General features: G+C 43.6%; 8 protein-coding genes. 1 reads left to right on the forward strand and 7 read right to left on the reverse strand.

What is annotated here, in order from left to right; translation table 11 throughout:
* Positions 1–27 precede the first annotated feature (27 nt).
* The 4 genes from AFK25_RS13610 to AFK25_RS13625 all read right to left on the reverse strand — a co-directional run bounded on the left by AFK25_RS13610 (position 28) and on the right by AFK25_RS13625 (position 7,159).
* Entirely contained in the window at positions 28–3,084 is a 3,057-nt protein-coding gene (locus AFK25_RS13610) for an efflux RND transporter permease subunit (protein WP_035067497.1), read from the reverse strand.
* A 94-nt stretch (positions 3,085–3,178) separates the two neighbouring features.
* Positions 3,179–4,687 carry a glycine betaine uptake BCCT transporter gene (locus tag AFK25_RS13615; RefSeq protein ID WP_035067495.1) on the reverse strand — a complete coding sequence of 503 codons (1,509 nt, stop codon included), beginning with the start codon at positions 4,685–4,687 and terminating at the stop codon, positions 3,179–3,181.
* A gap of 131 nt (positions 4,688–4,818) precedes the next feature.
* Positions 4,819–5,787: a UDP-glucose 4-epimerase GalE gene (gene galE, locus AFK25_RS13620; protein WP_035067493.1), complete on the reverse strand. Its 969-nt coding sequence runs from the start codon at positions 5,785–5,787 to the stop codon at positions 4,819–4,821.
* A 70-nt stretch (positions 5,788–5,857) separates the two neighbouring features.
* Positions 5,858–7,159 (reverse strand): UDP-glucose dehydrogenase family protein, encoded by a 1,302-nt coding sequence (locus tag AFK25_RS13625; protein WP_035067491.1) that lies wholly within the window; start codon positions 7,157–7,159, stop codon positions 5,858–5,860.
* 166 nt (positions 7,160–7,325) lie between these two features.
* Between AFK25_RS13625 and AFK25_RS13630 the strand changes: the two genes are divergently transcribed.
* On the forward strand, positions 7,326–8,018 hold the full coding sequence (locus AFK25_RS13630; RefSeq protein WP_240468880.1) for a plasmid pRiA4b ORF-3 family protein: 693 nt from the start codon (positions 7,326–7,328) through the stop codon (positions 8,016–8,018).
* A 163-nt stretch (positions 8,019–8,181) separates the two neighbouring features.
* Here the strand turns inward: AFK25_RS13630 and AFK25_RS13635 are convergent, their stop codons facing one another.
* The 3 genes from AFK25_RS13635 to AFK25_RS13645 all read right to left on the reverse strand — a co-directional run bounded on the left by AFK25_RS13635 (position 8,182) and on the right by AFK25_RS13645 (position 12,152).
* Positions 8,182–9,522 (reverse strand): GntT/GntP/DsdX family permease, encoded by a 1,341-nt coding sequence (locus tag AFK25_RS13635; RefSeq protein ID WP_035067489.1) that lies wholly within the window; start codon positions 9,520–9,522, stop codon positions 8,182–8,184.
* Between the two features lie 82 nt (positions 9,523–9,604).
* Entirely contained in the window at positions 9,605–11,140 is a 1,536-nt protein-coding gene (locus AFK25_RS13640; protein WP_019418181.1) for a gluconokinase, read from the reverse strand.
* Positions 11,115–12,152 (reverse strand): LacI family DNA-binding transcriptional regulator, encoded by a 1,038-nt coding sequence (locus tag AFK25_RS13645; protein ID WP_019418182.1) that lies wholly within the window; start codon positions 12,150–12,152, stop codon positions 11,115–11,117. Before AFK25_RS13645 ends, AFK25_RS13640 begins: the two co-directional genes overlap by 26 nt.
* Positions 12,153–12,184: the final 32 nt, after the last annotated feature.

The following is a 12,184-nucleotide window of genomic DNA, read 5'->3' on the forward strand; positions in this document are numbered from 1 at the left end:
AAATAAACAGCCGGCACGATCGGCTGTTTATTTTTGAATGTAAAACTTTCTCGGTAACGTAAAACTATATACAATCGGAATAATAAATAAAGTTAAAAAGGTGCTGCTTATTAGTCCGCCAATGACCGTAATCGCCATCGGTTGATTCAGTTCCGCTCCGTCACCGATGCCAAAAGCAAGCGGCAACAACCCTAAAATCGTCGTTAACGCCGTCATTAAAATCGGACGAAGACGAAGTTTTACCGCTGTAACAATAATATCTCGCTCTCCGCGCGCACGCATCTGGTTCATATAGTCAACAAGCACGATCGCGTTGTTCACGACAATCCCCGCAAGGACAATGCCACCGATAATGACCATGACGCTCATCGGCGTATGGGTTAGCCATAATCCAGCTGTAATGCCGATGATCATAAGCGGAATAGTAAACATAATAATAAACGGATGTTTAAACGATTCAAACTGCGCCGCCATCACAAGATAGACGAACGTCACCGCCAATGCAAACGCTAACGCTAAATCGTCAATCGACGATTCTAATAGCTCCCGATCGCCACCGAAGACGATTTCTGTTTCAGACGGAAGATCGAGCTTGGCAATTTCTCGATCGACAAGCGCAGATATGTCACTCAGCGTCACCGAACTTTTATATTTCACCGTAAACTGCACAGCGCTCTGTTCATTTACGCGCTGAATTTGGACGCGGCTTTTTCCAACGGTGACAGAGGCGATATCGCCAAGTTTCACAAACGAACCGTCCGGCTTTTTCACAAGCAACTGCTTTAAGTCAGATACAGAATTTTTCACGTTTTCATCGTATTCGACCGTCACATCATATACGTTCGCAGAGGCGTCAATGATGCGCGTCGCTGTCATTCCGCGCGTCATTTGTTGGGCAACAACCGCCACTTGTGCTGGCGTCAGCCCATGTTGTAACGCTTTATCGCGATCGATCTGTACTTGAATTTCATCGACCGTTTCCGATAAATCTGTCGATACTTCTTTCACTTCTTTTAACGCCTTTACTCGTTTTTCAATTTGGCTCACGACTTGCTTTAAGCGCTGTTCATCCGTATCTTTCACACTAAATGTTAACGTATTTGGCGCACTTCCTGTCGACGCTTGCAAGTTAAACGATACTTCCGCTGTTTGATTCACGTTTTTTACCGCTTTTTGCACAGGCGACTTTAATTTATCAACGATGACAAACACAGACCGTTTCCGCTCATCTTTCGGTTTCATTTTCACATATATTTCCGCGACGTTGCTTTGTGTCGTTCCGCGAAACGACTGTTCTTGCGTTGAACCGATGAGACTCACATACGTTTCAATCTCATCGACTTTCTTTAACTCATGTTCAATGGCCGCAACGACGCGCTCTGTCGCTTCTAAAGAGTAGCCGTCATCCGTTTGCACGCGAATCGAGAAAAATCCTTCATCTGTATTGGGCAAAAACTGCATCCCTACTTTCGTTAACCCGACAACCCCGACGCCAAGCAAGCCAACTGCGAACAATAACACGATCAAACGATGACGCAACGCCCAACGCACACTTTTTTCCAACGCGCGCATCGATGCGGAAGATAATCGCGCTTCTTCCCGATAACGTCGACGCGGACGTAGCCAACGGCTCGCAAGCATCGGCACAACCGTTAACGCGACAAACAACGAAGCAAGTAGACTAAACGCAATCGTTAATGCAAATTCGGTAAACAAATCACCAATTAATCCGGTAATAAACAATACAGGAATAAATACCGCCACGCTCGTCAACGTCGAGGCGACAATGGCGCTTCCGACTTCGCTCACCCCATCTTTTGCCGCTTCTTTCGGCTCTTTCCCCATCGCTAAATGGCGCGAAATATTTTCAATGACGACGATCGAGTTGTCGACAAGCATGCCGATTCCGAGTGCCAATCCGCCAAGCGTCATAATGTTTAACGTAAAGTCGGAAAAATACATTAAAACGAACGTTACAATGACCGAATACGGAATGGCGATGCCGATAATGATCGGGCTTTTCATATTGCGTAAAAATAAAAACAATACAGCCATCGCAAACGCGCCACCTAAAACGAGCGATTGGGCAATATTGCGAATCGTCCGTTCAATAAACTCACCTTGATCAAATAATATATCGACATGTACGTTTTTAAACTGTTCTTTTTTCAATAACTTGTCTAGCTGCTTTTGAAACGATTGTGACACTTCCGCTGTGTTCGCATCCGCCTTTTGCAGCACGCTCATCAGCACAGATGGCCGTTCATTCGTGCGAGTAATCGTTTGTTGTTGCGGGGAAATAAGCTCAACTTTCGCCACGTCTTGTAGACGAATGCGTTCATTCGTCAACGGATTGATCGCAACAACAAGCTTTTTTAAATCATCAACCGATTGCACCGTACTTAAAATGCGCGTCGACAATTGCCGCTCATCGATGACAACCGTTTCACCCGGCAGCGACACGTTATTGGCTGAAATCAAGTTAGCGATATCTTGTTGAGAAAGGCGATATGTACGAAGCTTATTCGGATCAACGAGCACGCGCACCCGTTTCGTTAACGTGCCCGATACGTTCACGCTCGCCACACCTTCCGTTTTGGCAAGCTCCGCTTTTAACTGTTGCGCTAATGCGTTCAACTCACCCGTTCCGTCTTTGCTCGTTAACGTCATTTGAATGACCGGAAACTGCGACGGGTCAAACTTTAAAAATCGTGGCTTTTGCACATCATCGGGAAGCGGGGCTTGATCGATGCGCTGCATCACATCATTTTGCATCTCATCAATAACTGTCGCCCATGAAAACTGCAATAAAATGAGCGCTGAGCCTTCTTGAGATGTTGACGTCATCGACTTTAACCCCGGTAACGTCGCTAAACTGCTTTCTAACGGCTTCGTCACTTTTTCAAGCACTTCCGTTGGCCCTGCCCCCGGATACGTTGCCACCACAACCCCAACAGGTGGCTGAATATCTGGGATTAACTTCATCGGAATATTTAACAACGATACCGCCCCTAAAAGAATGACGATAATCATCGACACAAACGTCAGCACAGGGCGCCGAATCGAAAAATGGCTAATGCCCATCATATCCCCCCCATGTGTATTCTAATGATAGGGTAGCGAACAGAAAAACAATTGTCAAATTTTAGACTATAAAAATAACCGACACAATGGCCGGTTATTTCTTCTTCACAATCATTTCTTTTTTAAACGAATGTAATAGCGATATGACCATAAAGATCATGATGATTGTAAATGGGAATGCTGCGATAATCGACGCTGTTTGGAGCGCCTGCAATCCACCTGTCCAAAGCAAAATAGCTGCTGTTGCTGCTTGAATGATTCCCCAAGTAAATTTTACCGAGTTCGACGGATTTAAACTTCCGTTTGTCGTCTGCATCCCAAGCACAAACGTAGCTGAATCTGCTGACGTAACAAAGAACGTACAAATCAGTAGAATCGCGAGCCCTGACAAAATCGTACTAAGCGGAAAATGGTTAAAGACAGAAAAGAGCGCCATTTCAATGCCTAATTCGTTCATTGTATTCATAATGTCCGCTTGTTCAAACATTTCTAAATAAAGAGCAGAGCCACCAAACACAGAGAACCATAGAGCACTAAAAATGGTTGGAACGAGCAATACGCCAATCATAAACTCTCGTACCGTCCGTCCACGCGACACGCGAGCGATGAATGATCCAACAAACGGCGCCCAAGCAATCCACCATGCCCAGTAAAAAATTGTCCAAACGCGCGGCCATTCACTTTGTTCGAATGGCCTTAACCGTAAACTCATCGACGGCAAGTTTTGAACGTAAGAACCGAGCGTTGCTGTAAATACATCCATAATAAAGTTTGTCGAACCTGCAAACAGTAAGAAAACCATTAATAGTACCGCAAGCATCACATTCGTATCACTTAATATTTTAATTCCTTTATTGAGCCCTGTTTGTGCAGAGAGCATAAATAAAATGGTAACTACTAAAATGACAATCATTTGGGTAGTTAAATTATTTTGTATATTCGGAGAAAGGTGAGACAGCCCTCCACTAATTTGAATAGCTCCTAATCCGAGCGATGTCGCTACACCAAAAATAGTCGCATATACCGCTAACGTATCGACCGCTATTCCTGTTAAACCGTTCACGCGTTCGCCAAATAACGGATACAATACACGACTCATGACCCCTGGCTCTTTTTTTCGAAACTGAAAATAAGCTAATGCTAAAGCGACAACGGCATAAATGGCCCAAGGATGAAGCCCCCAATGGAAAAACGCATATCGCATCGCTACACGACCAGCTTCTGCTGTTTCTGCTTCACCAACAGGTGGACTGTAAAAATGATACATCGGTTCCGCCACACCCCAAAACACTAACCCGATTCCCATTCCTGCACTAAACAACATACCAAACCATGTTCGGTAACTATACTCTGGCTTTTCATCATCTGCCCCAAGTCGAATGTTTCCATATTTCGAAAAAATCATCGTGATGCAGAAGATGAGGAAAAAGGTTGCTGCTAATAAGTAAAACCAACCAAACTTATGGACTAAAAAGTCTTGTATTGCCGCACTCACTTGTGCTAAATGAAATTGCGGCCATACACTTTCAGGGATGACTCCCCATCCAATAAATAAAATCGCAATAACAATGGAAATGTAAAACACGGGTGTTGTTTCTCGCATCAAATCCCCCCTCTATTTTATCGTGCTTATGGGGATCGTGTTAGCGTCTTCGGGAGTTGATGAGGCATGTGTAGCTATAACCATGGTAACAAAATGGAAAAGGGAAGTCAAATGAGACGACTTCCCCTTTTTTACATATGCTTTTTATGCCAATTCCAAGCAGTTGTAATGATTTCCTCTAACGAACGGGTCGCTTGCCAACCGAGTTCGCGGGAAATTTTTTCGGAGGAAGCAACAAGGCGGGCCGGATCTCCCGGACGGCGCGCTGTATATTCAATCGTTGCTTTTTTCTCTGTCACGCGCTCACACATGTCGATCACTTCTTTCACCGAATAGCCGAGACCGTTGCCAAGGTTGTATACAGCCGTCTTTTTCTGATCAGCAAGAAGGGCATGCAAAGCGAGAATGTGCGCCTCTGCTAAATCCATCACATGAATGTAATCGCGAATACATGTGCCATCTGGTGTATCGTAATCTGTGCCAAACACTGAAATTTTATCGCGCAATCCGAGCAAATGTTGCAAAATAAGTGGAATTAAATGCGTTTCTGGGTCATGGTCTTCCCCAATGTCGCCACTTACATGCGCACCTGCCGCATTAAAATAGCGCAACACCACGTAACGTAAATCGTACGCTGAGGCAAAATCGGAAAGCATATGCTCAATCATTAACTTCGAGCGACCATACGGGTTAATTGGAAGCGTTGGACATTGTTCTGTAATGATATCAACATTCGGAATCCCATACACCGCAGCTGTCGACGAAAAAATAAACCGTTTGACGCCATATTCCATCATCGTTTCTAATAACGTTAACGTCGCTGCCACATTATTTTTATAATATTTCATCGGCTCGACAACCGACTCGCCAACTAAACTATTTGCCGCAAAATGCATGACCGCATCGATCGGATATTTTTCAAAAATGCGCACGAGCGTTGCCCGATCCCCTAAATCGCCATGCACAAACACCGCTCGTTTATCGACTAAATAACGATGCCCTGTCGATAAATTATCAAGCACAACGACCGAGTTTGTTTCCACTAACTGTTTGACGACGTGGCTGCCGATATATCCTGCCCCACCAACGACTAAAATCATACAGAAACTCCTTTCAGGCGAATATACGACCATATTAACATATATGGAAAAATCGAGCATCATTTCTTCCTTATTTGATCGCTCTTCTTCCAATCGAATAATATTCGATGGCATATTTTTTGACGTCTTCAAGCGCATAACAATTACGGCCATCAAAAATAATTGGTGTTTTCATTTGCTTGACGTATACAGATAAGTCGAGTTGTCGAAACTCATCCCATTCTGTTAAAATCATCGCCGCATCCGCATCTTTGAGCGCTTCTTCGACATGGCTTGCATATATCACTTCTTTCGGCAATACCGCTCTTGCTTTATTCATCGCAATCGGATCGTAAGCAACAACGATCGCCTGTTCAGCAACGAGTTCACGCGCGATAACAAGCGATGCCGCTTCTCGCATATCGTCTGTATTTGGCTTAAACGACAAACCGAGAAGGGCGATTTTTTTACCTTGAATATGTCCGAAACGTTTTTTTGCTTTTTCAATGAGCTTTCGTTGTTGTTTATTGTTTACTTCAATGACTGCCTTCAACAACTCGAAATCATGATCTATATTTGCTGCAATTTTCGCTAACGCTTTCGTATCTTTCGGAAAACACGAACCGCCATATCCAATGCCTGCACGTAAAAACGATGAGCCGATGCGTTCATCCATTCCCATTCCCGCTGCCACTTGTTCAATATCTGCGCCAACTTTTTCACATATGTTTGCAATTTCGTTAATAAAACTAATTTTCGTTGCTAAAAATGCGTTAGAAGCGTATTTAATCATTTCTGCGCTCCGAATATCTGTTTGAAAAATCGGAATGCCAAATGGACGATGAATGTCCGCGACCACAGCTGCCGCTCGTTCATCATCCGCCCCGATCACAATGCGATCGCCATGAAACGTATCATAAAGCGCTGACCCTTCACGTAAAAATTCCGGATTCGACACGACATCGATGCGCACATGCGGAGCGAGCTGTTGAAACATGCGCTGCATCTCATGATTCGTCCCGACGGGCACCGTGCTTTTCGTCACAACAATGACATCTTTCATCACCGATGAGGCGATGTGTTTCACCGCTTGATCAATATATGTCAAATTCGCTGAACCGTCTTCGTTTTCAGGCGTGCCGACCGCGATGTAAATCACATCTGCTTCGCGATACGCACTCGCACCGTCTGTTGTAAAAAACAACCGATTCGCTTCCATATTTTCTTTCATAAACTGCTCAATCCCCGGCTCATAAATCGGAGAAATGCCTTGTCGCATGCGATTTACTTTTTCTTCATCAACATCAACACACGTCACCCGATGCCCCACATGAGCAAGCGCTACCCCTGTTACTAATCCAACATACCCTGTTCCAACGACGACAATGTTCATTGCTACCCTCCGTGCCTGTCTTTTTTTTTTCAGTTTACACAAATGCGAACACTTTTGCACGACACAGCTATTTTGAAAAATATTTTTTAGAAAGTAAGTCATTTTACTTATAAGAAAGTGAACATTTGTCTATGATTATAGTAAAAGGACAGAGGAGGAATAGCATATGCCAACTGCATGGGAAACATTAAAAAAGATTACAAAGTTATCAGATTACGAAACATTACCCGCTTCGCTTCGCCATGAGATTGAACGAACTTTAGAACAAGTAAAGAAAGCCGAAACAATTTATCAATTAAAAATCCAGTTGCGCGGTATTCGTCCACCGATTTGGCGACGTGTGCTCGTCCCAAGCGACATAACATTCGATCAGCTCCATCTCATTATTCAAGAGGCGATGGGATGGGGAAATTACCATTTGTATCAGTTCGAAACAAGTGATGCGATCATTGACGTCCCACATCCAGATGATCGCTTTATGACTCTTTGGAAGGACAAGCTCGATTCACAAAAAACACCGATTAAAAAATACTTAAGTAAAGAGAAACAAAAAGTGTTGTATACGTACGACTTCGGGGATAACTGGGATCATATCATTACATTGGAGAAAATCGAAAAACGAATCGAACCGTTAACACATCCGATTTGCATCAAAGGATCACGAGCATGCCCTCCCGAAGATGTTGGTGGGGTTTGGGGCTACCAAGATGCGATCGATATGATGAAAGACGATACGCGAAAACAAGAGCGTCAAGAGTTTTTGGAATGGTATGACGAATGGTACGGAGACGACTTTGATCCAGAGCGCTTTGACATCGAAGAAGTAAACCAACGACTTGCGACCATTCGCTTCAAGTAGTGTGAAAATGCGAGAGGACTGCTGAAGAAGGACAGTCCTCTCTCGCGTATGAACGTCTGTTAGGAAACGATTTTGATATGTTTTAATTAAGCTTCCCGCAAAAAATGTGTTAGCACCTGTAAAGAAGGATGGCTAAAATTGAAGTGGCCCTTTTCTTATCCGATCATACAAACCAACTAATAATAAAAACAACGGAAAAACCGACGAAAGCGATGATTGTTTCCATCACTGTCCATGATTTTAGCGTATCTTTCACCTCTAAACCAAAGTAGCGATTGACGAGCCAAAATCCTGAGTCGTTGACATGTGAAAGAATTGTCGCTCCCGCTGCAATCGCAATTGTAATTAAACCTAAAATCGGACCCGTTAAGTTAAGCGTCTCAATAAATGGAGCCATTAATCCAGCGGATGTGACCATTGCTACTGTTGCTGAGCCTTGCGAAATACGAACGAGCGCAGCGATAATAAAAGCTAACACAATTGGAGGTAACGTAGATGTCGCCATCATATCTGCAAGCACTTTACCGACACCTGAATCGACTAAAATTTGCTTGAACACTCCACCAGCTCCTGTGACAAGAATAATAATTCCAGCCGGTTCAAGCGCTTTTGTCGCAATATCTTGTACTTGTTGCTTTGAAAAACCGCGCTTTCGTCCTAAGAAATAGAAAGCTAATAATGTAGCGATCGTTAAGGCAACAAACGGATGTCCTAAAAACGTAAAGAACGATCGAAACATATTTTTCTCTGGCAAAACAACCCCTGAAACGGTATTCATTAAAATAAGGAGCAAAGGAATGAGAATAATCACCGCAATTAATCCAAAGCTAGGTAAATCCCGTTCGTTATCATGCTCTTTCCATTCCACATAAGAAGGGATAGAAGCATGGATTTTTTTAGCAATATACTTCCCAAACAAAGGTCCTGCTACCATCATTGCAGGTACACCAGCAATAAAACCAAATAAAATGACCCAACCTAAATCTGCGCCAATCAAATTCGCAACCGCAATAGGCCCTGGTGTTGGCGGGATAAAACTATGCGTCACCGCTAGACCAGCAAGCAAAGGAATGCCGTAATATAAAAGAGAGCGCCCTGTCTTTTTCGCTAAACCGTAAACAATGGGTACAAGAATAATAAAACCAACGTCGAAAAATACGGGGATCGCAACTAAAAACCCAGTAATTCCAAGCGCCCACTGTGCTTTATCTTCGCCAAACTTTTTCATTAACGTTTGGGCTAGTCGTTCAGCCCCTCCCGACGCCTCGAGCATCTGTCCAAACATCGCGCCTAATCCGACAACAACTGCGACAAATCCAAGTGTCCCACCCATTCCGTTTTGGATGGACTCAATGACGCTTTTCAAAGGCATGCCAGCCGCCACTCCGACGAGTAAACTAACTAACAATAAAGCGACAAATGCATGCAATTTTGAACGAATAATAAGAAATAACAATAAACTAATCCCTGCGATAACGATGAAAATTAATGAAGATGATGTCATTGCACTCCGCTCCCCCTTGTTTTAAAGTAAACGCTTACAATTACTAAATCGGTTTAGTTATACAGTGAATCACCCCCTTTGTTTATACATATTTACTTTGAAAAGAAGAAATGATTTGAAATTCATCTTTTAATCGCATATATAGACGTGTATACAAGTCAAACAATTCCGCATAAATCGCTGTATGTTGTTCATTTGGTGTATGAGACGAAGAAATGCGTAGCCACGATTTCACCTCTTGTAGCGACGAAATATCTCCTTGAGCGTAAAGAGCTAATGCTGCTGCTCCTAGCGCCGATGCCTCATGCGTTTCAGGGACGATTAGCTCTTTTCCCATCATATCGCACAACATTTGACGCCAAAACGGCGACTTCGCAAATCCACCCGATACTCGAATTTCCGATAACGGCCCAACGACATCGCGGACCGCAAGTGCTACCGAAAATACGCTCATACAAACGCCTTCCATGACTGAACGAATAAAATGCTCGCGCTTATGCTGCAAACGAATACCAAAAAATGTTCCACGCGCATGCGCATCCCAATACGGGGCTCGCTCCCCTGATAAAAACGGCAAAAATAACAATCCTTCCGATCCAGCAGGCACACGAGCGGCATATTGTGTCAATAAATCATATGGGTCTACTCCAAGCCGCTTTGCTACTTCTTTTTCTTGTGCCCCAAATTCATCACGCAACCAACGTAATAAAATCCCCCCATTATTTGTCGGTCCACCAACAACCCATTCATTTTCTGTCAACACATAACAAAACGTCCGCCCTCGTTCATCTGTTTTTGGAAAAGGGGAAATCGTTCGCACCGCCCCGCTTGTTCCAATCGTAATAGCAGCCTCATGGGGTAATACGGCACCTACCCCGACATTCGCAAGCACGCCATCGCTCGCTCCAATGACAACAGGGGTGCGAGAAGAAATACCGAGCTGTTCAGCCCATTTTTTATCCATTCCTTGTAGCGTATATGTCGTAGGAACGAGAGAAGACAACTGACTACGCTCGATGCCGAGAAACGTTAAAATTTCTTCATCCCAATCAAATGTTTGCAAGGAAAACAAACCGGTGGCCGAAGCAATCGAATAATCAACAACATACTGATGAAACCATTGATATAACACATACTCCTTAATGGAAATAAACTTATATGCTCGTTTGAATACATCTGGCGCACATTCTTTAAACCACATCAATTTCACAAGCGGTGACATCGGATGAATCGGCGTCCCCGTTTTTTTATACATCGCCACCCCTTGTTCACTCGCTCGAAGCCGTTCAGCTTGTTCGCTACTTCTGTTGTCTGTCCAAATGATGCAGTTCGTCAAAGGTCGGTGGTGTTCATCTACTAACATAATTGAATGCATGGCGACACTAAATCCAATCGCCTTTACTTGCTTTGCGGAAACATGTCCTTTGTATATCGCTCCTTGTATACTTTGCATCACCGCGGAAAAAAGAACGTGCGGGTCTTGTTCCGCCCATCCCGGTTGCGGATGAAGCATCGGATATTCGACCGCATGCATGGAGCGAATGCTTCCATCTTCGTCAAAAATGACAGCCTTTGTACTCGTTGTACCAATATCAACTCCGATGACAACTTGACTCATTTTTTTCTCCTCTTTTCTTTGCTGAATCCCTTTCTATGAACATTGGAGCAAGCCGAAACATTTGTGGAGACGTCTCACCATTCATTTGCATAAACAACCGTTCTGCCGCTATTTTTCCCATTTCAAACGTCGGCTGTGCAATCGTTGTTAACGAAGGGGTATAAATCGATGCAAATGGAACGTCATCAATACTTATGACTGCTAGATCATTCGGAATGGCGAGTTGGTGTTTTTTCACGAACGCTAATACTTCCATTAACGTTAAGTCATTTATCGCAAATATCGCCTCAGGCAGTTTATTACTGTTAAAAAGAGCCTCTAATCGCTCCGGGATGCGCTTCACATGCTCGGTAATAACCCACTCTTTTTCCACTGAAACACCGTGATCACGCAACGCATGATGAAAAGCTTCGATACGCTCTGTACGTGGAATGACGTGTGGAGCAAATGGCGGTGCAACAAGCCCAATATGTTTATACCCTTGTTCAATGAGATACTGTACACCTAACTGAACAGCACGCTCATTATGCAACAAAACCGAATCCGCATCGATCCCCGCAACTGTACGGTCCACAAACACAAGTGGTAAGCGCGCTTCTTGCATTTTTTTATACAACTCTACATTTTTTCCTGTTGGGAAAATGATAAATCCATCCACTTGTTTCGCCCATAACATATCAATATATTTTCTTTCTTTTTCAGGATCGTCATCTGTATTACAAACGATGACATGGAAATCATGTTGTTGGCACATATCCTCAATTGCACGGAGCACTTGCGTCGTTAACATATGCAAAATGTTGAAAACAATGACGCCAATCGTCGCTGTTGATTTTTGTTTTAAACTACGGGCGAGAACATTTGGGCGATATTGTAATTCCTCAATTGCCTCCGCAATGCGCCTTTTCGTTTCTTCGCTCATATATTCATATCTTTTATTTAAATATTGCGATACTGTACTTTTTGAAACATTCGCCAGTTTTGCTACGTCCGCCATCGTCACTTTCCGCACCGTATTCATTCCCCTTTACTAAATCGATTTAG

Origin of the sequence: Anoxybacillus gonensis, from assembly GCF_001187595.1 — a bacterium.
GTDB classification, from domain to species: Bacteria; Bacillota; Bacilli; order Bacillales; family Anoxybacillaceae; genus Anoxybacillus; species Anoxybacillus gonensis.

What these genes read in the sequence shown, in the direction of transcription:
- AFK25_RS13610 (WP_035067497.1), bottom strand. Translation starts at nt 3,084, where the DNA reads ATGGGCATTAGCCATTTTTCGATTCGGCGCCCTGTGCTGACGTTTGTG.
- AFK25_RS13615 (WP_035067495.1), bottom strand. Translation starts at nt 4,687, where the DNA reads ATGCGAGAAACAACACCCGTGTTTTACATTTCCATTGTTATTGCGATT.
- galE (WP_035067493.1), bottom strand. Translation starts at nt 5,787, where the DNA reads ATGATTTTAGTCGTTGGTGGGGCAGGATATATCGGCAGCCACGTCGTC.
- AFK25_RS13625 (WP_035067491.1), bottom strand. Translation starts at nt 7,159, where the DNA reads ATGAACATTGTCGTCGTTGGAACAGGGTATGTTGGATTAGTAACAGGG.
- AFK25_RS13630 (WP_240468880.1), top strand. Translation starts at nt 7,326, where the DNA reads ATGCCAACTGCATGGGAAACATTAAAAAAGATTACAAAGTTATCAGAT.
- AFK25_RS13635 (WP_035067489.1), bottom strand. Translation starts at nt 9,522, where the DNA reads ATGACATCATCTTCATTAATTTTCATCGTTATCGCAGGGATTAGTTTA.
- AFK25_RS13640 (WP_019418181.1), bottom strand. Translation starts at nt 11,140, where the DNA reads ATGAGTCAAGTTGTCATCGGAGTTGATATTGGTACAACGAGTACAAAG.